Annotated in this window: 19 protein-coding genes and 1 pseudogene; 5 read left to right on the top strand and 15 right to left on the bottom strand. The window is 45.4% G+C overall.

The features are described from left to right. Nucleotides 1-131: 131 nt before the first annotated feature. The 9 genes from MKY24_RS13455 to MKY24_RS13495 form a co-directional block, all read right to left on the bottom strand. Nucleotides 132-1,211 (bottom strand): alkene reductase, encoded by a 1,080-nt coding sequence (locus MKY24_RS13455; protein WP_339200181.1) that lies wholly within the window; start codon nt 1,209-1,211, stop codon nt 132-134. Nucleotides 1,212-1,258: 47 nt separating this feature from the next. After that, nucleotides 1,259-2,011 carry an SDR family NAD(P)-dependent oxidoreductase gene (locus tag MKY24_RS13460; protein WP_023988820.1) on the bottom strand — a complete coding sequence of 251 codons (753 nt, stop codon included), beginning with the start codon at nt 2,009-2,011 and terminating at the stop codon, nt 1,259-1,261. A gap of 310 nt (nt 2,012-2,321) precedes the next feature. Continuing rightward, nucleotides 2,322-2,894 (bottom strand): TetR/AcrR family transcriptional regulator, encoded by a 573-nt coding sequence (locus MKY24_RS13465; RefSeq protein ID WP_023988821.1) that lies wholly within the window; start codon nt 2,892-2,894, stop codon nt 2,322-2,324. A gap of 101 nt (nt 2,895-2,995) precedes the next feature. After that, nucleotides 2,996-4,033: an aldo/keto reductase gene (locus tag MKY24_RS13470; protein ID WP_053325522.1), complete on the bottom strand. Its 1,038-nt coding sequence runs from the start codon at nt 4,031-4,033 to the stop codon at nt 2,996-2,998. A gap of 745 nt (nt 4,034-4,778) precedes the next feature. Then, the gene (locus MKY24_RS13475) at nt 4,779-5,885 is read right to left on the bottom strand and encodes a Gfo/Idh/MocA family oxidoreductase (RefSeq protein ID WP_053325523.1); all 1,107 of its coding nucleotides are present in this window, start codon (nt 5,883-5,885) and stop codon (nt 4,779-4,781) included. 237 nt (nt 5,886-6,122) lie between these two features. Next, nucleotides 6,123-6,851, bottom strand: a complete 729-nt coding sequence (locus MKY24_RS13480; RefSeq protein ID WP_028541614.1) for a ThuA domain-containing protein — start codon at nt 6,849-6,851, stop codon at nt 6,123-6,125. Nucleotides 6,852-6,886: 35 nt separating this feature from the next. Continuing rightward, nucleotides 6,887-8,059 carry a Gfo/Idh/MocA family oxidoreductase gene (locus tag MKY24_RS13485; protein ID WP_028541615.1) on the bottom strand — a complete coding sequence of 391 codons (1,173 nt, stop codon included), beginning with the start codon at nt 8,057-8,059 and terminating at the stop codon, nt 6,887-6,889. A 52-nt stretch (nt 8,060-8,111) separates the two neighbouring features. Beyond that, nucleotides 8,112-9,167 (bottom strand): LacI family DNA-binding transcriptional regulator, encoded by a 1,056-nt coding sequence (locus MKY24_RS13490; protein WP_179085483.1) that lies wholly within the window; start codon nt 9,165-9,167, stop codon nt 8,112-8,114. A gap of 462 nt (nt 9,168-9,629) precedes the next feature. After that, nucleotides 9,630-10,616, bottom strand: coding sequence for an aldo/keto reductase (locus MKY24_RS13495; protein ID WP_339202321.1), 987 nt, complete (start codon nt 10,614-10,616; stop codon nt 9,630-9,632). A gap of 505 nt (nt 10,617-11,121) precedes the next feature. On the opposite strand from MKY24_RS13495, the gene MKY24_RS13500 reads away from it, so the two are divergent. Continuing rightward, the gene (locus MKY24_RS13500) at nt 11,122-12,024 is read left to right on the top strand and encodes an AraC family transcriptional regulator (protein WP_339200182.1); all 903 of its coding nucleotides are present in this window, start codon (nt 11,122-11,124) and stop codon (nt 12,022-12,024) included. 160 nt (nt 12,025-12,184) lie between these two features. On the opposite strand, the gene MKY24_RS13505 is transcribed toward MKY24_RS13500, so the two are convergent. From MKY24_RS13505 to MKY24_RS13515, 3 genes and pseudogenes are all read right to left on the bottom strand, one after another. After that, nucleotides 12,185-13,168, bottom strand: a complete 984-nt coding sequence (locus tag MKY24_RS13505) for an aldo/keto reductase (protein WP_339200183.1) — start codon at nt 13,166-13,168, stop codon at nt 12,185-12,187. A gap of 22 nt (nt 13,169-13,190) precedes the next feature. Continuing rightward, nucleotides 13,191-13,938: pseudogene (locus MKY24_RS13510) on the bottom strand (SDR family oxidoreductase). A gap of 24 nt (nt 13,939-13,962) precedes the next feature. After that, nucleotides 13,963-14,292, bottom strand: a complete 330-nt coding sequence (locus tag MKY24_RS13515) for a carboxymuconolactone decarboxylase family protein (RefSeq protein ID WP_023988831.1) — start codon at nt 14,290-14,292, stop codon at nt 13,963-13,965. Between the two features lie 198 nt (nt 14,293-14,490). On the opposite strand from MKY24_RS13515, the gene MKY24_RS13520 reads away from it, so the two are divergent. Continuing rightward, nucleotides 14,491-15,033 carry a TetR/AcrR family transcriptional regulator gene (locus MKY24_RS13520; protein ID WP_339200184.1) on the top strand — a complete coding sequence of 181 codons (543 nt, stop codon included), beginning with the start codon at nt 14,491-14,493 and terminating at the stop codon, nt 15,031-15,033. 39 nt (nt 15,034-15,072) lie between these two features. On the opposite strand, the gene MKY24_RS13525 is transcribed toward MKY24_RS13520, so the two are convergent. Continuing rightward, nucleotides 15,073-16,065 (bottom strand): Gfo/Idh/MocA family oxidoreductase, encoded by a 993-nt coding sequence (locus MKY24_RS13525; RefSeq protein ID WP_023988833.1) that lies wholly within the window; start codon nt 16,063-16,065, stop codon nt 15,073-15,075. Between the two features lies 1 nt (nt 16,066). After that, a complete protein-coding gene (locus MKY24_RS13530) occupies nt 16,067-17,086 on the bottom strand; it encodes a Gfo/Idh/MocA family oxidoreductase (RefSeq protein WP_339200186.1) in 1,020 nt (339 codons plus the stop codon). A 181-nt stretch (nt 17,087-17,267) separates the two neighbouring features. On the opposite strand from MKY24_RS13530, the gene MKY24_RS13535 reads away from it, so the two are divergent. Next, entirely contained in the window at nt 17,268-18,134 is an 867-nt protein-coding gene (locus tag MKY24_RS13535) for a MurR/RpiR family transcriptional regulator (protein ID WP_023988835.1), read from the top strand. A 78-nt stretch (nt 18,135-18,212) separates the two neighbouring features. Here the strand turns inward: MKY24_RS13535 and MKY24_RS13540 are convergent, their stop codons facing one another. Continuing rightward, on the bottom strand, nt 18,213-19,340 hold the full coding sequence (locus MKY24_RS13540) for an FAD-binding oxidoreductase (protein ID WP_339200187.1): 1,128 nt from the start codon (nt 19,338-19,340) through the stop codon (nt 18,213-18,215). Nucleotides 19,341-19,489: 149 nt separating this feature from the next. Between MKY24_RS13540 and MKY24_RS13545 the strand changes: the two genes are divergently transcribed. Continuing rightward, nucleotides 19,490-20,197, top strand: a complete 708-nt coding sequence (locus MKY24_RS13545) for a lantibiotic protection ABC transporter ATP-binding protein (protein WP_068938799.1) — start codon at nt 19,490-19,492, stop codon at nt 20,195-20,197. 1 nt (nt 20,198) lies between these two features. After that, nucleotides 20,199-20,930, top strand: a complete 732-nt coding sequence (locus tag MKY24_RS13550) for a lantibiotic immunity ABC transporter MutE/EpiE family permease subunit (protein ID WP_068938793.1) — start codon at nt 20,199-20,201, stop codon at nt 20,928-20,930. The last annotated feature ends 1 nt before the right edge of the window (nt 20,931 follow it).

Genomic DNA, 20,931 nt, shown 5'->3' on the forward strand with positions numbered 1-20,931 from the left:
CAATCACTAGTTACGAGTGTAGGTGGATCAAAATAAATATTTAGTTCTTGGCTAATAAAATCAAGGTAGAGTAGATAAATCATGGCGTACAACTTTCAGTCGCACGCCATGATTTACCATATTCACTATTGTTACCCCTCTTGGGATTCTAATTCTTCCATCGTAGGATAATCCGTGTAACCTTTGCTTCCCAGACCAAAGAATGTTGTCGGATCTGCTTCGTTCAACGGCGCACCTTTTTGAAGTCGTTCCACTAAATCCGGATTGGCTAATGACCACACACCAACAGGCACCAGATCAGCAAGGCCACGATCTAAATCCACGCTAAGATCCTCCAGAGCTCGTCCAGCACGATTGACTAACAAAGGATTCGTCCAGATTGAACGAATGTCTTGGAGCAGTTTTTCATTTCCAAGATGCATGACATGAAGGTAAGCTAAATCCAATTTAGCTAATTCTTTTACAAGATAACGAAAAAGTTCAGGACCTTGTTCACCATCTTGAATCCCACCAAGAGGTGTCCCTGGCGAGATACGGAAGCCTGTTCTTTCTGCTCCAATTTCTTCGACTATGGCTTTCGTTACTTCAATCGCGAAGCGAGCACGATTTTCTATAGATCCCCCATATTCATCCGTCCGTGTATTCGAATTTTCTCCAATAAATTGATTAATCAGATAGCCATTTGCTCCATGAATTTCAACGCCATCCGCACCTGCTTTAATAGCCGCTGCTGCTGCTTTCCGGAAATCAGCAATGGTCGTTTGAATGTCCTCTTCACTTAACTCACGAGGAACGGGGATATCCTGCATACCTTTAGCAGTAAACATTTCTACACCGGGCGCGATTGCAGATGGCGCAACAGGTTGGCGATGATGTGGTGTATTATCAGGGTGCGACATGCGACCAGCATGCATTAATTGGATATACATATATCCACCTGCTTTATGCACTGCATCTGTAACCTTTTTCCATCCTTCGATATGTTTATCCGTATAGATCCCAGGTGACCATAAGTAACCTTGCCCATCATCAGAAGGCTGTACACCCTCAGTAATAATGAGTCCCATTGACGCTCGTTGAGCATAATAAAGGGAAGTTAGCTCTCCCGGTGTACCATCTTCTTGCGATCTACTACGTGTCATTGGTGCCATTGCTAAACGATGAGGTAATTCCATTGTTCCAATGTTTGTTTTACTCCACAATTTTTTCATTCGGATACTCTCCTCTTTTAATGTATTCAAGGATATATGAATTGAATTTAAAATTCTGAAATGATTGGATAGATTTGGCCTCTCAGGTTGAAATCATAGTTCTGGTCTACAATCCCTACCACCTCGTTGCTATCATAAAGATCCAACATGAAGTCCGCCATTTGTTTGGCAGTGTGGTACTTAGGCATGTTTGCTTTGTAATCAAATTCTTCAGTATCTAATGATTTCTTAACGAATTCCGTTTCTGTTATAGCTGGTGCTAAAACCTTAGCTTTTAGTTTTGCACCTTTCATTTCTAGTTCTTTTGCAAGCCCTTCTGTGAAGGCACTAACGTAATATTTAGATGCAGAATAAGCAACACTCCCAACAGCAATGGCATATCCGAGTGCGGATGAGACGTTAATTAACTGAGTTCCTTCTACATCAGCATAATCTCGCACATATAGTGTAGAAAGGATCGTCAAGGATTCGATGTTAACACGTAACATAGTTTCAACTTTATCTAAATTCTGTTCTGCTACAAAAGAAGCTTCACCGAGCCCCGCATTGTTAATCCAGGTCTCAATTTGGTATTCCTTTAAATTGTTATATAGTGTGTAGGCCTGATCTGTAACAGACAGATCACTTGTATGAACAATAACATTTACAGTAGGATCAATATCCTGAATTGCTGATTTAAGTTCTTCTAATTTATCCAATCTTCTAGCTACCAAGATTAAGTTTTTGCCACGTGCAGCAAAGCCCAATGCCGTTTCATATCCAATCCCTGAGCTTGCTCCTGTGATAACTGTATACTTCATAATATTCTCTCCTTCATAACATGCAGATTAGTATAAATGAGTTTTAAAGACGATTTTAGAACGATCATTCTTATTGGAATAAAAAACAGTTAGATCTAACTTGCTATTAGCATATCAATTTTAGAACGAACAGTAAAGAATTTTTTTGTGGCTAAGAATTTTAATTTTGGAGCGGTATTCTTTGACTTGTGTGAGGCATGAGATACAAGTTCTTTCTTTCGTTAGAGGGACAAGAAAAAACTTGTATCAAGGAAACAAACAGTCCTCCATTTAGGTGGCTCCTTTTGCCTGTCATGCTGTAATTCCACTTTTAATCCAAAGCGGTCAGTGTCATATCAATAATATTCTTTAATTTTTGCTGATCCGTTGTTGTCTTAACCAACGTACGTAGCCCCAACCACGCATTCATTAAATAATGAGAAATAACTACAGGATCCAAGTCATTCTTGAACTCACCCGATTGTTGACCCTTCAGAACAAGGTTAGTCAAGAGTTCTTCAGTTCGCGAATAACTCTCATCAACTAAGGATGCAACTTCTGGATCCAACACGCCGAGTTCCACGCCTGAATTCACGAGAAAACACCCTAGAGGTTCTCCTTCATTTCTTACTGTCGCCTCAAACAACTCCCGAATTAATTCTTTGATCGGTTTTTGTTTTTCAATCAGAAACCTCATTTTGCTGGTCTGCTTCGTTTCATATCGTTCGAGAGCTTTCATAAATAAGGCATGCTTATCCCCAAAGGTATCATAGATACTTCTTCGGTGAATGCCCATAAACTCAACCAAATCTTGCATTGAGGTTTTCTCATATCCTTGTGCCCAAAATAGGTGTATTGCTTTATCTAATACTTCATTAACTTCAAATTCTTTTGATCTTGCCATCGTCATCACCTCGAATAATCATTATACAATTTAGTGAAGGATCGGCAAACTAGATTTAAAATAAGTGAATACATTACAGGTATGAGGTCTGTCTTACATATTTAACCCAGGATTCTTCGTTTGTCTGCTTGTAACCAATCAGGCGTCCATCCTTTTTCCAGGGCATCCAGGGTTACTCCTGGCGGAACGATAGCATCTATCGCATCCAGGATATCAGTGCTTAATCGGATGTCGCTGCCTTTTAACGTTTCACGAAGTTGCTCAATTGTTCTTGCCCCCACTATAGCAGAAGTAATTGACGAATGAGCTTGTGTAAATGCCATGGCAAGATGAGGCAAAGTTAATCCTGCTTCACCTGCAAGGGTTTGGAGCTTAGCAACGGCTTCGAACTTGATGCGATTTTCTTCTCGATTCGGATCTACAACAGTTGAAAGTTTCCCTAGAGAACTTGCTGCTCTTGAATCTGGGGCAACAGCTTCTCCCGAGCGGTATTTTCCCGTTAGTAGACCACCCGAAAGTGGGCTCCAAACCATTACACCCATTCCGTATTTAGCGGTTGCAGCAAGCAAATCGAATTCGATACTTCGATTCAATATGGAATACGGGGCTTGCTCGGATACAAAGCGTGCGGTATTTTTGCGTTCGCTAGTCCATTGTGCTTCGGTCACTTGCCATGCCTGAAAATTGGATGTACCAATATAGCGAATCTTCCCTTCACGAACCAGGTCCGTAAGTGCGTCAAGACTCTCTTCAATGTCAGTATGGAGATCCGGCTGATGTAGTTGATACAAATCGATATAATCCGTTTGCAACCTTCTCAAGCTACCCTCTACTGCACGCTTAATCCAATATTTCGAGTTACCGGATTGATTAAGCCCACTGCCCATGGGCATTCCGCCTTTCGTGGCCAGAATAACATCCTGTCTGCGTCCTTTTAGGATTTGACCTAGAATTTCTTCGGATTGACCACTTGAATAGACATCCGCTGTATCGATCAGATTAATGCCTCCAGCCAAAGCCTCATCCAACATGACTGCAGCTTCTTTCTCCGTATTGTTCCCCCAAAAACCAAAAGTACCTGTACCTAATACAAAACTGCTTATTTTAAGGCCTGTATTTCCTAACACACGATATTCCATGTCAATCCATCCCTTCTCCATCTTTTAAAATAAGAATGATCATTCTAATATGCGTAGAAGAGCTCCACGGCAAGATCTCACACCACTCCTCATAACTCTTGGCTTCTTATCCGTGTATTCCTCCCACGCCAACAATATAACATATTTAGAACGATCGGTAAAGAATGATTTTATGACCGAAATTAAGATCAGGTCTTTTGGGAGCATAATCCGACCACGCCAGAGATGATCGATGAAGAATGCAAATTGAATGGCTGTCTGTATGACGGCGATCCGGAAAATGTAGCGGAGAAAATGTTCTTCGTTCGATCTAACTGTTCGCCACTAAGGCAGTCCCAATTGTGCGTAAAGAAAATCCGTTTCAGTTCATCATATTTTCGATTATTGACTCCTCGTCAGTTTAAAGCTAGGTTACCAAGTGAACCCTCTCATTACCGGTGAATGCACACGTGAGCTTTTCTTATCCGACGTACCTATGACGGTTACTTTGCTTTGTCTTTCCTCTTTTAGTCTTTGTTCTATAATCCTTTATGAAAGGACTTCCACAACTTCTCGCTCTGTCAAATTTCCCGAAAATTGAACTGAGAAGACTCCAAAGCCGCGGTCAAAACGGAGCTGGAGTCTTCTTTTCAATAGAAATGAACATTCAAAGCGGAATGTAAAAAAACAAAAACTGACTTTTGGGACATGCCCTCCAGTCTTGTAATTTTTGAATGCTGCCGACTAGCACTAGGCTGACCTTTGTTTACGTATCTAACGTGTACAAAGGCAGGTTTTCCGGTAAAGCCGCTGGACGCAGACATGTGCTTTGCATTGGATAGAAGGTCTGCTGATCGGAGGAATCGTGGAACGCCCACATCGCCTCCAGCACATGATAGGCCAATTCACCACTGGCGCGGTGAGGCCGTCCGCTGCGGATAGCGTAGGCCATATCGGCAACACCGATGCCCCTTGTGTTCTCCTGGTAGCCCGACAACAGCGGAACGTCTGTCCATTCTTGCCCGCCTAGCACCCTATAGCGAACTGGCCCTCCGAACGTGTTCGGGTCAGGCACCTGTAACGTGCCATGAGTGCCGTATACCTCGATCGGTGGCAGAGTGCTTCCACCAAAGATGTCAAAGCTGGTAATTAGCGTGCCGACAGCCCCCTGCTTGAAGCGCAGCAATCCGGCCACATGGGTCGGTATATCGACGGGGATGGTCTGGCCTCTCTTTTTCTCGCTCGTAATCATTCGTTGATCCATCGCCTTGCTTGTCATGCCTGAAATGGTAGCAATCGGACCAAGCAATTGCACCAGAGCCGTCAAATAATAGGGGCCCATATCAAACATTGGACCGCCGCCGACTGCATAATAAAATTCAGGATCAGGATGCCAATGTTCATGTCCACGGCTCATCATGAAAGCCGTAGCGGCTACCGGACTCCCAATGACTCCGTCTTCAATCAGCTTCAATGATGTCTGTATACCGGAACCGAAGAAGGTCTCCGGTGCGCAGCCGACAAGCAGTCCCTTTTGATGAGCAAGATCCAAGACAGCCTGCCCTTGCTCACGGGTGACGGCAAGTGGCTTCTCCACATAAACATGCTTGCCTGCCTCAAGAGCTCTGAGACAAACGTCAGCGTGAACGCCCGGAATGGTCAAATTAATAATGAGTTCGATCTCCGGATCAGCCAAAATCTCATCTACCGAATATACATTCGGAACGTTAAACGCTACTGCCTGCTCCTCTGCCCGACCTTGGTCCAGATCCGCTACTGCGTACAGCTCCAGAATGTCGAAACGATGGCAATTTTCCATGTAAATTCCGCTAATTTTACCACACCCGATAATGCCTACTTTCATTTTGTTCATGCCTGGACTCCCTTCTTCTTCAGAAAAAATGGATAATGGCATTCTTTTATTTCATCGGATACTATTAGAGACTGGCAATACGAATTCAATCAGGACTTCATTGCATAAGGGCACACGCCTAACGGTATTACTGTCCGTGTTGTCTGTTCTCCTTCTGTGCTCTGTCCCTTTCTGACCATGGTGAGTTCAGGTGGTCAAACTCTTTGCCAGAGGTACTACCAATTCATCCGGTCCACGCTAACGCTGCTGGTTGTCTGTCATGCCTGTATAAGCCTCTGCCAGCGAGCTGCCCTGGGTGGCCACCGCCTGTTTGCCTGCGGCTGCCCATAGAAACCCGCTGCGCATCATCTCGGTCACTTGAGGCATATCTATGATTTCTGCGTGATGGCCCAGCGAATTGTAGAAGACGCGTCCGTTCCCCCAGCGCTTCGTCCATACAACAGGCATATCCACTGGCCCATTGGCTGAATGGGGACCTGGTACGACCGGGAAGCGTGTGGTTGCCAGCACTTCAACTGCCGGGTCTACGTGGAGGTAATACTGCTCGCTTTTGACCTGAAAATCCTCAATGTGCTCTAGAAGTGGGCTGGAGCCGCGCTTCATGTTCACCATGTACTCCACCCCGTCATTGCCGGGATGCGCAACCCATTGCCCGCCTGTCATGAACTGCCAATCCACGTTGTTCCGGAAGGCATCACACATGCCGCCATGGCAGCCTGTGAGACCTACGCCGCTTTGAACGGCTGCTGAGACATTATTGACTAGTTCCTGCTCAATCTGTCCCATGGTCCACATTGGAACGATTAAGTCCAGGTCAAGCAGTTTCTCTGCATCCTGGTAGGCTTCAAGGGTATTAGACACCTCCACCTCGAACTGCTCTTCCTTCAAAATGCGTTCAAAAATGGCCGCCACCTGCTCCGGCTCATGTCCGTTCCATCCACCCCATACAATCAGTGCCTTGCGCATCTGTAACCACTCACCTTTCGGAATGTATTGTTATACTACATTTCTTCAATGGATACCCAGCGGCGTTCCTCTATGGAGCGTTCTACCGCTTCAAGCACAGCCTGACAAGCGACACCGTCGTGGAAGTTCGGCGAAGGTTGTCGTCCTTCGGAGATGGCCCTCAACATCTCAAGCATCTCGTGGGTGAAGGTATGCTCGAATCCAATTGTATGTCCTGCAGGCCACCAGGCTTCAGAGTACTTATGTGCCGGATCGGTGGCGAGTACGCGGCGAAAGCCCTGAACGTCCTCCTTATCCTGTGTGAAATACACTTCCAGTTCGTTCATTCGTTCAAAGTCAAACCGCACGCTGCCTAGGCTACCGTTGATCTCGAATGAATTTGTGCTCCGATGTCCGGCAGCAAAACGTGTGGCCTCGAAGCTGCCCAGCGCACCTCCGGCGAAGCGTGCCAGGAACAGCGTGGCATCATCGACTGTCACTTCTCCCATCGGTGCATTTGCCTCTGCGCTCCTTTTGGAGCTCAACCCGCTCATCTCCAAAGCCAACGGGCGCTGTTTGATGAATGTCTCGCTCATGCCGATCACTTCATGGAACTCGCCGACCAAGAAGCGAGCGAGATCAATCAGATGGGCGCCAAGATCACCATGAGAGCCAGAACCGGCCACTTCTTTTTGCAGCCGCCATACCAGCGGGAAGGACGGGTCCATGATCCAGTCTTGAAGGAAGAAAGCACGGAAATGATAAATTTTGCCTAGGCGACCGCTCTCGACTAGCTGCTTTGCCAGCTGGACAGCCGGAGAAAAGCGGTAGTTGAAGCCTACCATATGTCTGACCCCTGCTTCCTCTGCTACCTGCAGCATGTCACGGGAATCCGCCAGCGAGAGCGCAAGCGGCTTCTCACAGAACAGATGCTTGCCCTGGAGGGCAGCCTCAACGACAATTTCCTTATGGGCATTACTCGGGGCGTTAATATCAATGAGATCAATATCGTTACGTTTCACTAGGTCACGCCAATCCGTAACACTTTCGGTCCAGCCGAACTGGCGGGCAGCCGCCTGAACCCCCTGCGCGTTGCGTCCACAGATAACGGACATCTCTGGCTGCAGCGGGGCATCTGGGAAGAACATGGGTAGACTACGGTAAGCGTTGCTGTGAGCCTTGCCCATAAATTTGTAGCCAACCATTCCGATACGAAGACGATTAGACATGTCGTGATCCTCCTTATGGGTCTGAGTTTCAACGAGTTTTTGACGATTGGTGTTATGGACGAATGGATGACGCCCTGATAATCAGCTCTGTGGACAGGAGTTCTCTTATCGAGTCGGACCCGGTCAGTTCCAGGGCTGGAATAAGGTCCAGAGAATCGGGTATAAGCTTCGAGGCTGCAAGCTCTCCCATCTCATAAAAAGGAACGCGGACACTGCTTAGCGGCGGAACAGCCATCTCAGCCGCATCCGAATCGTCATAGCCTACAAACGCTGGGAACCGGTCAACTGGCAGTCCGCGCTCACGGAGACCCTGCATTACCCCGAGGGCCATCCGGTCGTTCGCCGCAAATACGGCATCAATATCATTCAATTTGTCTGCTATTGTGGCTGAGGCTTCGAGCCCGCTTCGACGGCTGTAGTTACCTTCCAGAAGCAGATCGTGGTCATATTCAATACCGGCCTCCTGAAGCGCGGTACGGTAACCCTTCATTCGCTCAGTACTATTGGAATAGATATCCGGGCCGTTGAGAAAGGCAATCCGTTTGTATCCCTGCTCGATGAGGTGACTTACAGCCGCTCGGCTGCCTTCTACATGGTCTGCATCCACTTCACAGAACGATTGCCCTTCAAAATGGTGATTCATGACGCAGAATGGACGCCCTTCTTCCTGAAGTCTCTTTAGAGCTTCCACCTCATCGTGGTCATCCCTGGCTCCAAGGATGATACAGGTATCGATCCTTTGCTGGCGGAAAAGACTACTGTAATCAATCCGTTCCCCCGGCTTCCGGAACAATAGAAGCAGATCGAGTCCGCTGTCTCTGGCCTTGTTTCCGATACCGCTCAGCATCTCAGAGAAAAAATAGGCTGAGAACAGGTGCGCCTTCGGGACATAAGGCATAACCACACCAAGATGGCCACTCTTGCTTCGGGCAAAGTTACGGGCCAGCGCACTAGGAACATATCCAAGCTGATTAGCTGCGTCCAGAACCCTTCTCCGCGTATCCTCTTTGATAGGACCTACTGCATTTAAGACCCGGGATACCGTCGCTTCAGACACGCCGGAAAGTTCTGCTACTTCCTTGCGCGAAACGATATTACCCACCTCCAAATCATTTTATGTACGCGCGTACATTTTCTCATGCAGCCATACCTCTGTCAATCCCAAAAAGCGTGCTTCAAAGATGAATAAGCTCATTTCTCTACTAAAAGGACATTGTCTCGCGATTCCTGCTTGCCAGCAGATTGAACGGAATATCCCAGCCCCAGCAGTCGGTGCCGCGAACAAATAAATGTTTATTAACTATTGCGCTAACGGATACGAAAGTTCAATAAAATAGCGGCAGTTCTAGGACTTTATTTCCTCGTCCATGACTGCCGCTATTTCGATTTTTGGGATGATTTTAATGCTATTTTACCAGCAGCGAGTTAATGAACATTGGACTTATACTCACTCCACCTCATAAGGCAGGACAGGATTTTAATATCGCGGAGAAATACGATTTCTCATCTCAATTATTTACTTTAACAAAAGAGATTTCCTCATGGTTGGGATATGACTTGAAGAATTAGATCAAAGACCCGTTCTTCTCTCCAGTTCCTCCGTATATCTGGCGCCCATCAAAGTGATCTGCGAGGCTGCGCTGTTAATATTGCGCACATCTTCGGATGTGAGCTTAATGTGGAATGCGCCTAGATTTTCTTCCAGACGGCTTAATTTCCGTGTGCCCGGGATCGGAACGATCCACGACTTCTGGGCTAGCAGCCAGGCGAGTGCGATTTGGGCTGGCGTTGCTTTTAACTGCTCACCCATCTCTTTAAGCAGGTCGACCAGCACCTGATTGGCCTCCAGCGCTTTTGGAGTAAAACGTGGAAGAATACTGCGCAAATCGTCATGGTTGAATGTCGTGTTTGCGTTAAAACTTCCCGTCAGGTAGCCCTTGCCCAAAGGACTGAACGGAACGAAGCCAATACCGAGCTCTTCTAGGGCAGGGAGGAGTTCCTCTTCGGGACGTCTCCACCACAGGGAATATTCACTCTGAATTGCAGTGAGTGGCTGAACCGCGTGTGCACGACGAATGGTCTTCACTCCTGCTTCAGACAATCCCCAGTGCTTCACCTTTCCTTCCCGGATCAGATCTTGCACGGCTCCCGCTACCTCTTCGATCGGCACATCTGGATCGACTCGGTGCTGATAGTACAGGTCGATGGCTTCAATCTTGAGCCGTCTAAGCGATTCTTCGGCAACTTTCTTGATATGCTCAGGGCGACTGTTCATCCCGGACTGCTTGCCATCCTGCATATTGAAGCCGAACTTCGTGGCAATCACGACTTGGTCTCGAACGGGAAGAAGAGCTTCGCCCAAGAGTTCTTCATTCGTGTAGGGTCCGTATACTTCGGCGGTATCAAAGAAAGTCACGCCGCGCTCGACCGCTTCCCGAATGACCGAGATCATTTCCTTTTGGTCCGAAGCCGGCCCATAACCGTAACTCATTCCCATGCATCCAAGTCCGATTGCGGAAACTTCCAGACCGCTATTTCCCAATTTGCGCTTTTCCAACATACATCTTCCTTTCTTAATATCATTTTATTCTTTATCCAGTAGGAGGGTGGGTATGAAAAATGTTCATTATTTTTCTTTAGTTAATTGGCTTACGATCCTATCAAGAGAACTATTATATAATTTTTTGAAACATTCATGCTCTTCAAACTCTATTAATGTGATAAGCCTTTGAACCAATAAGTTCCTAAACCAACGATTCAATTAATTCATCTCCTCCCTTTTTTAAACTTGTTCTTTGATAATGTCGTTTGCTTGCGGTAGTGGCTTCTGTCACTCCCTCCACCGACAGAGCACCCGTTCTCTCTTCTTATTCAGCCGCTTCAGCTATTCCGTTGTTCCCCCCCTTGCTTGATTCTGTGAGCTTAGTCTTATTATGCCGAACAGAAAAAGCGAAGCGATATCTCATTCGTCTTAAATGATTGCCCAATCCTATTACGGCTACTGTTGCTACAGGCGGATAAGTCTTATAATGGGACCAGACAAACCTGCAAGGAGGATTTGAATGTCCGAGAACCTTATTCGACAGCAACAGGAGCTTACCGAATTAATCGAGCGTCACTCGCTTCAGAATAGCGCCAAGGAAACGGCGATCCCTTCCCTATTTTTCTATCAGCATTCCAGCATAACTGAGCCCGCTTATCGGGTTTACAAGCCTTCTTTTTGTGTTGTCGTTCAAGGTCTGAAAGAAATTTTGCTGGCACAGGAGAGATTTGAATATGGACCGTCCAATTATCTGATCGCTTCCATGAATCTGCCTGTGATCGGTCAAATTATAAAAGCGTCTACTGACTCTCCTTACCTGAGTCTTAAGCTCGAATTTACACAGAACCAGATCCTTGAAGTGCTGAACGATTGTGATATTAAGGTCACGTCAAAAGATAATGCCAAGCGTGCCCTGTTCGTCGGCCGAATGGAATCGTCCATTCAGGACGCCGTGCTCAGGCTTGCCCGTCTGCTGGACACCCCGGGAGAAATCCCATTTCTCGCCCCGCTTTACACGAGGGAGATTCTGTACAGGTTGCTGCAGGGGCCCTATGGAGTCGAATTGGCTCAGATTGCAGTCGAAGGAAGCAGCACCTATCGGATCCGGGAAGCTATCGACCATATTGTCCGAAATTGGGACCAGTCTTTTCGGATCGAAGATCTTGCAGACACCGCCAGCATGAGTGTTTCTTCGTTCCATCGGCATTTTAAAGAGGTAACCGCCATGAGCCCAATTCAGTTCCAAAAACAGCTGAGACTTCAGGAAGCTCGCCGCATCTTATTGGCTGAATCGGCGGACGCCGCAGACGTCGCTTTCAGGGTCGGTTACGAGAGTTCCTCCCAATTCAGCCGCGAATACTCCCGCATGTTCGGTGCTCCTCCGAGAGCGGACATCAAGCGATTGAAGGAAAAATACGACTAGGTCATGAATGACTAAGTATCTAGACTGATCGGCGAAGAAGCAAAAAGGACGACCTTAGGCCGTCTCTTTTTCGGTATGATACGTTTAACTTCCAGCGTCATTTCCTATAAAACGAGGACACCACCGACTTCCCCAACATCATTTAGGCGGTCTTCGGTCTTCAAGCCCAGTTCGGCAGTAGCGTCTCGCCCCGGTCTGTAGCAGGCGCGGGAGTCACCGAAAGTCTGGAAATCTCATCGCGCCACTCTGGAGTCATCTCTACATCGACAGCGCCCAGTGAGTCTTCCAGCTGCGCGAGGTTTCTTGCGCCAATAATTGGCGCCGTGATCATAGGATTGGACATCGCCCAGGCTACCGCAAGCGTCGAGGGCTCCACACCTCGTTCTGCTGCATGTGCAGTAAAGCGGTCGGCGACGGCAAAATTCATTTCATCCGCATAGCGGTCCGTATACCGCTGCTCTTCGACCAGCCGTCCTTGCTCCGGTCGTTTGTTCGTTCCGTATTTGCCCGTAAGAATCCCGGCTCCCAGAGGGCTGTACGAAATGACCCCAATCTGCTCGGAAGCGGCAAGAGGCAGGATTTCTACCTCAGCCTGACGTTTGACCAGGTTATACATCGGCTGGATCAATTCAAAGCGTGCCAGCTCCTCCTTGGCAGAGATGCCGACCGCTTTGGCAATCTGCCAGGCCGACCAGTTACTCACCGCTGGGTAAAGGATTTTGCCCTGCGCTTGAAGATCGTCGAGTGCACGAAGCGTTTCCTCCACTGGCGTATTTTCGTCGAACATATGCACGAAGTAGAAGTCGATGCGGTCCGTCTTCAGGCGTCGCAGACTGTTTTCCACTTCAAGCATGATATGACGACGGGAAAGCCCCCTAGCATTCACGTCCTGTCCCATCGGATAGAAAACTTTGGTGCTCAGTACAATCTCATTCCGACAGTCCTCGATGCACTCGCCCAGAATTTCTTCGGAGCGACCGTTGCTGTACACGTTTGCTGTATCGAAAAAGTTAATGCCAGCTTCGCAGGAGCGGTTGAACATTTTTTTGGATGTTTCTTCATCGGCATTTCCGCCGAAGGACATCGTGCCAAAACATAAATTTGAAACCTTGATTCCTGTTTTTCCTACTGTACGATAATTCATCGTCATTCCTCCTGCTGTTGACTTACGCCTGTTGTGTGGTAGGGCGAATAATCATTTCATTGATCGCAACATCTCCTGGCTCTTCAATCGCAAAAGCAATCGCACGTGCGATACTTTCCGCTTTAATCGCTCCTTGATATAACTCATCGTAGGCTTGTTTTAACTCTGCATCCGTGATTCCCTCCGTCAATTCAGTGCTGACAGCTCCTGGAGAGATATTCGTTGTACGAATCTGGGTACCACTGAGCGCCTCTTCTTGACGTAAACCTTCCGTAATCGCCCTTACGGCATGTTTGGTCGCGCAATATACAGTGCCGCCGGGGTAGACATTATGTCCGGCAATAGAAGACAGATTAATGATATGGCCAGATTTCTGTTCCCGCATCGCAGGCAGAACAGCAGCAATCCCGTACAAAAGGCCCTTGATATTAATATCAATCATCATATCCCATTCATTAATTTTCTTCTTAAAGAGAAACGATTGCGGCATGACTCCGGCATTATTGATAAGTACGTCGATTTTCCCAAACTCTTGAAGTGCATACGAAGCCAACTCCTCCACTTGCTCATGCGATGTCACATCGGTTACTTTGTAGTTTGGCTGTACCCCCGCTTTGTTCAACTTCTTCTTGCAGCTTTTGTAAACGGTCTTCACGGCGAGCCGCCAGCACAAGCTTCGCACCTTTAGATGCCAGTTCTTTGGCCGCTGCCTCTCCGATTCCGCTGGAAGCACCTGTAATAATAACGACTTTATCTTGAATATTGGACATAGAGAATGAACATCCTTTCGAGACTTAGTTTTCTTTTGCGAATAGTTCTTTGGCCACTGTAATAGCGGACATCGCCTTCGGCCAGCCCGCATAAAAGGCAAGATGGGTAATGACTTCGATCAGTTCCTCTTCCGTCAGGCCGTTGTCTTTGGCTTTACCCAAATGAAAGCCCAGTTGTTCGGAATTCCCTCCGGTGATCAAGCTTGCTACGGTAATGAGGCTGCGGTCGCGTGGGGCCAGCTCTTTGCGTTCCCAAACGTCCCCAAAAAGCACCTTGTCGGTCAGCTCGACGATCTTTGGTGAGAAGTCCCCAATCGTTCGCTGTGCAGCCGTAAGTTTTTGAGTATCTGACATGTGATATCTCCTCTTTCTTTGCATTGATCCTTCATATAAATGCATCTATAATTGAAAAAGATACATTATTGAACTTGTGTCTATTATTATAAGCTGATACAGAATGCTTGCAATTGTTAAATACGCTTGATTTGTTCACTAATAGACATATAAGTTAAAACAGTCAATTATCATTTAGAAGTTTAGGGGTTGAACACAGTGAAAGTGGACAGGAGAATACTCAAAACACAGGAAGCCTTGAAAAAAGCATTAACGGAGTTGATGACCGAAAAGAGTTTCGACCATATTACGATTCAGGATCTATCCGACAAAGCGAATGTAAGCCGGGGAACCATCTATCTTCATTACGTGGACAAATATGATTTGCTGGATAAGCTGATCGCCGCACACATCAATGAACTTCGAAGATTATGTATTGAATCGGCTCATTTGAGCTTTACAGAGGCCGAAATTGTTTGGTTTGAATATTTTGAGGCTAACTATTTATTTTTCTCCACGATGCTGGTGAGCAAAGGCGCCCCTTACTTCCGCACTCAGTTTCTTGAATTTATGATCGATGAACTTCGGGAAGAGGTCGACATGAATGAAGCAAGAAATCGGGGACTAAACGAAGAAGTGGTTGTCCGTTATGCAGCGTCCGCTGTGGTAGGGATTATGGAGTGGTGGTTTTTGAATGATAAACCTCTCCCTCCTGTCGAGATGGCAGAGCAAATAGGCATGCTGTTGGACCGGAAATTGTGAATCTGATAAAAAAGAGTAGCAGACATATGTCTGCTACTCTCAAAATGGTTTATCAGGGCCAAATACAAGATTGGCGGACTGCTTGGCTTTCTCAATGACATTCATGACCTTCTCGCTATGTTCAAGCATATTCGAGACTTTTCCAAAATCTTTTTCTTCGATGATGCGATCAAACTCAACGAATTCGTCATACATTCGATGCGAATGATCTTTTAGATCCACACGAATTGGCGTTTCCTTATTCGCAGTGTAATCAAAGCAGTCGCATATATTAGCAGAACTTGCCATGTGTAAATAGCCCTTATTGCCTTGAATGTTCACGGCATTGGGGGCCGTACTATCTTTTGAACCTATGCAGACACACTTGAAATCACCGTAATCAAGCAGCAGCATACCTGAAGTATCAATTCCACGCTCCATGTTCGCCCAATACTCCACTTTCTTTGGGCTACCGAAGAATCCAACAACAAAATGAATATTATATAAATTAATATCCATCAAGGCTCCACCAGACATTTCCGGATTAAACGCAGGCTGGATTATTCCCGCTTTGAAAGCTTCATATCGAGATGAGTATTGAGAATAGTTGCATTCAACTATTTTGATTTCACCAAGTTTAGGTAGATACTCCTTCATTGACAAATAATTTTTCAAATATTGATTCGTTATGGCTTCCACCAATACCAGTTTTCTTTGCTGAGCAATTTCTTTTAGCTCTAGAAATTCTTGCAAATTGGAAGTAAACGGCTTCTCACAAATGACATGTTTACCACTCAATAATGCTTCTTTGGCATATGAATAATGAAGATGATTAGGCAACCCGATATAAACTGTATCCACATCACGGTTCATCAGCATCTCGCTGTAATCCGAATAAATCTGAGATATTCCATATTTATTTTTCAAATCCAGTAATTTCTCCTGGTGGCTAGGTCTAGAACAAATGCCCTTTAATAAAATGGTCGGGATTTCCTGAATAAAGCTCAATAGATCTCCTACGATCATCCCTGCTCCGACAATTCCCAACTTCATTTTAGTTGCACTCCTCTATACCTTTTTCAAGTATTTCCATACAAATTATCGTTTCTTCGTCTTTAATCACTTTTTCTTTACCAAATACGATCGACTGATAAATATCGTCATACACTCGAGCATAGTCTCCCTTTTCAGAAACGACTTTTTCTTCATGATACTCGCCTTTATCATCCAGATATGTTAAGATGCCGTAATGCTCGGGCAGGTCGATGCCGAAATCGGCGTGTCCCTTAGGCAGATAGTACAATTTCAGATGCTCCTCCTGACGATCCTTCGTTTGCTTTATAAAAACGCCTTTTTTGCCGTATACAACAAAACTCGGCCGCTCTTTTAAGCGAAAAAAACTGGATTTGATGGATACCTTGAGCGAGGGATAGTAAAAATCCAGATCAAAGTAATCATTCATTCTCCCAGAACCCAGCAATTGACGAACATCGTAACGAATTGTGTCCGGCTTCCCAAAATAGGAAAGAACCTGGTCAATGGTATGAACGCCATGTCCGTATAGGTAACTGTTTTTTTTGGAAAAATGAGAAGTGGAGTTCGGGATCTCAGGGCGATAATAATCGTAATGCATCTCCACTTCCAGCAAATCTCCAAGTTTTCCTGATTCAATAATCTTCTGGGTAGTGAGGAAATCCGAGTCGTAACGTCTATTCTGATAGCATTGTACAACCAGATTTTTCTCTTTAGCATATTGGAAGATCGACATGGCTTCTTCTTTGGTTAACGTAAAAGGTTTCTCAACAAGTACATTTTTCCCGTGGTCAAGCGCCATTTTCGCATAGTCGTAGTGGGATTCTACAGGTGTACAGATAACAATCAACTGAATCTCCTTATCGTTCATTAGAGATTCAATATTATCTGTATACTGCACGTCAGGGACTTTTTTCCACTCCCCTTTATCTGGATTACGTGTGTATATCGTCTTCACTTTCAAATCAGCTCTGTTCAATGAAAAAGGAAGATGATAACGGTTCGTGCTTTTCCCATTTCCAATATAACCGATGGTAAGCATATTATTTCCCCCTTAGGCTCTTTTTCATTTATTATAGAAGAAGAATGTTGATCGTAAAGGATTTGCCGCCAAAATGGTACATTCAACCGATTATTTGTCAACATGGCGGGTTGTTTTTAAACAAAATGTTTATTTTATATCCTTTATCAAACGTTATTTCAATTGAACCGGAGTGAACCTGTTGAAAATACTGATGCAATTATCCGAAATGCAAAACTTTACACCAAACGAAAAAAGCATTGCATCCTATATTTTGCTTCATAAGGAAAGTATCCTGCACTTAAATATTCAGGAGCTTGCAAAGGCAACATATACTTCGCATTCCGCGATTAATCGATTAACACATAAACTTGGGCTATCTGGTTTCAAGGAGTTCATAATCAAACTTGCTCGGGAATTTCAGCAGAATACCCAGAACATTTCCAATGTAGACCCCAACTATCCTTTCGGTTTTGATGAATCCCCACTTCAAGTAGCGAAAGAAATTGCAGAATTAATGAAAGAAACGATTGAAAAAAACTTTACATTCATGGATGATGATTTATTGTCGCAAACAGCCCTACTGCTGGATCAAGCGAAAAGAATCTTTATATATGCGTTAGGTGATTCACAAATCCGTGCGAAAAGTTTCCAAAATAAATTGGTAAAAATAAACAAGTATGTGTTTATAGCCACGGAGCTGTCTGAGTGGGCTTACCATACGGCTAATCTTACGACACAGGATTGCGCTGTTTTTTTAACTTACCACGGAAAGTCGCCGATTTTTTTAAAAGCAGCACGGCATTTCGCACATGAAAATATCCCTTTTATCACAATTACAGCAACCAATCAAAGCGAATTGGCCAAACTCAGTAATATCTGTATCCAGGTGCCTAATGACGAAGTAAAACATGCCAAGATTGGTACATTTTCATCGCAGATTGCCTTTGACTATGTATTAAATGTGATCTATTCCTGTATCTATAAAATCGACTACTTGAAAAACATGCAAACCACAACACAATCGTTAAAAAATTCGCATCTCAATGACATGATGAATGACGTATAGAATGAATATAGCACTAAAACAAAAAGTCGCCAGTATGGCGACTTCATAAGCATATATATTGTTGTCTCCGGTCAAGGATCAACTTTCATCTATTGCTTTTCGAATATCATAATCATTGATATCGATATCTAAATCCATTCCAAGTGCCAACTTTGCCAGCTGATTTCCAATAAAGGGGCCCATGGTCAACCCGGATGCTCCAAGCCCATTTGCCGCTATAAGACCATCCCAGCCTGGAACAGCTCCGATCACCGGTAGAAAACCGGGTGTAAAAGGACGGAAACCAACTCTTACCTCCTGAAAAGTGCTGTTTGCTAAATCAGGGGCCAACTCTAAACCTTTATCCAGAATTTCCTGCATCCCACCTGCTGTTACTCTCGTATCGTAACCTTCGATTTCATTTTCGTGAGTCGCCCCTATTACGATCTTCTGTTTATCAAAAGCCAGCAGATATTGATCAGAAGGCGGTATGACTACAGGCCAAGTGCCTGTGTCTTGCCTATTAGAAACCTGCAAATGCATAATTTGTGCTTTTTGATAACTAACCTTAAAATGAATGCCCAAAGGCAACAGTAGTTGATTTGCCCATGCACCTGCACAAACAATGACCTTGTCATACGAGAAGCTTTGTGCACCGACCACTACTCCCGTTACATGGTCGGACTCATATTGAAGCGTAGCATTTCCTTGTATAAGGACCGCCCCGTTTTTTTGTGCTGATCGGACCAACGCATCCCGCAGCGCACGCCCATCTATTCGGGCGGCACCGCTAATATGAACAGAATGATAACCTTCTACTAACAAAGGAAACCGTTCATGGGTTTCTTTTTCATTTAGCCGGGTAATTTCACCGATTTCCGGTGCATCCGCTTGTCGTAAGTGTGCCCGCTCCTCCATTTTTTTGATTTTCTCCAAATCATCATGAATACTGAGAGCCCCCACTTGAGCATAGCCAGTTTCTGTTTCTCCCTCGCTTTTGAGTTCTTCAATCAACCCAGGGTAAAAACGCGCTCCCGCTTTGGCTAGTTGGTACCAAGCCTGATTGCGTCGCTGTGATAGCCAGGGACAGATAATGCCAGCAGCGGCATCAGTAGCCTGTCCTTTATCTTTACGATCTACAATAATGACATTAGCACCCATTTTTGCTAGATGGTATGCTGTCGATGCCCCCAGAATTCCTGATCCGATTACGATGACCTTCTTCATGATTACATCCCTTTCCTAAATCACTGTATCCATTATAGCGAATAGTGCATGAATGCATAAAGTTTGAAATTAATATTTTAAATCCTTATAAAGTTCTTAGAATTGATCTTTAAAGTAGTTGTCAGAACAAATGAAAAGGATGAACTGATATGGATAACATTATTTTACAGACTAAAAATCTCTGCAAAACCTTCGGACGACAACAGGCGGTGAACAACGTTACACTGTCTATTCAGGAGAATTCCGTCTATGGACTACTTGGCCCAAATGGGGCTGGAAAATCAACCACCTTGAAAATGTTAACCGGTATGCTACGCCCGACATCCGGTGAGATTTTATTTCAAGGAAAACCCTGGTCCCGAAAAGATCTTGCTCAGATCGGCGCACTGATCGAATCCCCTCCACTCTATGAAAATTTGACAGCTAGAGAGAACCTCAAAGTTCGTACAACGTTGCTGGGATTGCCTGATTCGCAGATTGATGAAGTGCTGAACATTGTTGATTTGACCCATACCGGGAAAAAGCGCTCGGGCCAGTTCTCGATGGGTATGAAACAGCGGCTGGGCATTGCCATTGCTCTCCTCAATCATCCCAAGCTATTGATCTTAGATGAGCCAACCAACGGACTAGACCCCATTGGTATTCAGGAGCAACGCGAGTTGATTCGCTCCTTCCCGAAGCAAGGAATTACCGTAATTCTTTCCAGCCATATTTTATCCGAAGTCGAACAAATCGTTGACCATGTCGGTATCATTGCCGGCGGCGTATTAGCTTATCAAGAGGCGGTCACTCCAGGACAAAGCCTGGAATCGTTGTTCATGCAGATTGCACAGGAATACCGAAAAGGGGATGAGTAGGATGCAGCAATATATAGCCGCCGAACATCTAAAATTAAAGCGTACCTTCACAAAAAAGTTGGTCTGGCTTGCCCCCATCGCTACTCTTCTTCTGTGTACCGTACTCATGGGGGGACGTATGCTCCAAAGCGCCAGCTACAATTGGTGGTATTTCATGCTGCTGCCAGGTGCCCTCACCTTAATGTGCTCAGGAGTGATCCAAAAGGATTGCAAGAAGCTGAAATACCGTGCTGTCCTCGGCATGGCTGTAGATTTGGCTCAGGTATGGTACGGTAAAATCGGGGTTTGCGTAAGACTCTTAATGGTTTCCTTTATTGTCCTATTTATAGGGATAACTCTTGGCGGATTCGTATTCTCAACTTCTGTGACACTAGCAGGAAGCGTTGCTGCAACTCTAATCCTCTTCATCACCTTTTTGTGGCAAGTTCCACTTTGCCTGTTCCTGACGGACCGAATAGGCATGTTTGCCACTCTAATTATTAATATGCTGGGCAACGTATCCTGCACCATTTTGTTCGCTACGTCCTCTGTGTGGTGGGCGGTCCCTTATGCTATTCCAGCCCGATTAATGTGCGCCGTCATTAAAGTGCTACCTAATGGGCTTGCCGTTCCTTCAGGAGATCCGCTTTTGGATAAAGGCGTGATTGTGCCCGGCCTAGTGATCACAATCTGCCTGTTTATAATTCTGTCGATACTGACGGCGATGTCCTTCCGCAAGCGGGAGGCTAAATAAG

Source organism: Paenibacillus sp. FSL P2-0322, assembly GCF_037975315.1.
Taxonomy (GTDB): domain Bacteria; phylum Bacillota; class Bacilli; order Paenibacillales; family Paenibacillaceae; genus Paenibacillus; species Paenibacillus polymyxa_B.

Bases quoted from the DNA above. Each gene is read 5' to 3' on its own strand.
- MKY24_RS13530 (WP_339200186.1), bottom strand. From the start codon at position 17,086: ATGCTTACCATCGGTTATATTGGAAATGGGAAAAGCACGAACCGTTAT.
- MKY24_RS13455 (WP_339200181.1), bottom strand. From the start codon at position 1,211: ATGAAAAAATTGTGGAGTAAAACAAACATTGGAACAATGGAATTACCT.
- MKY24_RS13500 (WP_339200182.1), top strand. From the start codon at position 11,122: ATGTCCGAGAACCTTATTCGACAGCAACAGGAGCTTACCGAATTAATC.
- MKY24_RS13515 (WP_023988831.1), bottom strand. From the start codon at position 14,292: ATGTCAGATACTCAAAAACTTACGGCTGCACAGCGAACGATTGGGGAC.
- MKY24_RS13475 (WP_053325523.1), bottom strand. From the start codon at position 5,885: ATGAACAAAATGAAAGTAGGCATTATCGGGTGTGGTAAAATTAGCGGA.
- MKY24_RS13485 (WP_028541615.1), bottom strand. From the start codon at position 8,059: ATGTCTAATCGTCTTCGTATCGGAATGGTTGGCTACAAATTTATGGGC.
- MKY24_RS13470 (WP_053325522.1), bottom strand. From the start codon at position 4,033: ATGGAATATCGTGTGTTAGGAAATACAGGCCTTAAAATAAGCAGTTTT.
- MKY24_RS13540 (WP_339200187.1), bottom strand. From the start codon at position 19,340: ATGAAGAAGGTCATCGTAATCGGATCAGGAATTCTGGGGGCATCGACA.
- MKY24_RS13545 (WP_068938799.1), top strand. From the start codon at position 19,490: ATGGATAACATTATTTTACAGACTAAAAATCTCTGCAAAACCTTCGGA.
- MKY24_RS13460 (WP_023988820.1), bottom strand. From the start codon at position 2,011: ATGAAGTATACAGTTATCACAGGAGCAAGCTCAGGGATTGGATATGAA.
- MKY24_RS13465 (WP_023988821.1), bottom strand. From the start codon at position 2,894: ATGGCAAGATCAAAAGAATTTGAAGTTAATGAAGTATTAGATAAAGCA.
- MKY24_RS13480 (WP_028541614.1), bottom strand. From the start codon at position 6,851: ATGCGCAAGGCACTGATTGTATGGGGTGGATGGAACGGACATGAGCCG.
- MKY24_RS13525 (WP_023988833.1), bottom strand. From the start codon at position 16,065: ATGAAGTTGGGAATTGTCGGAGCAGGGATGATCGTAGGAGATCTATTG.
- MKY24_RS13550 (WP_068938793.1), top strand. From the start codon at position 20,199: ATGCAGCAATATATAGCCGCCGAACATCTAAAATTAAAGCGTACCTTC.
- MKY24_RS13505 (WP_339200183.1), bottom strand. From the start codon at position 13,168: ATGAATTATCGTACAGTAGGAAAAACAGGAATCAAGGTTTCAAATTTA.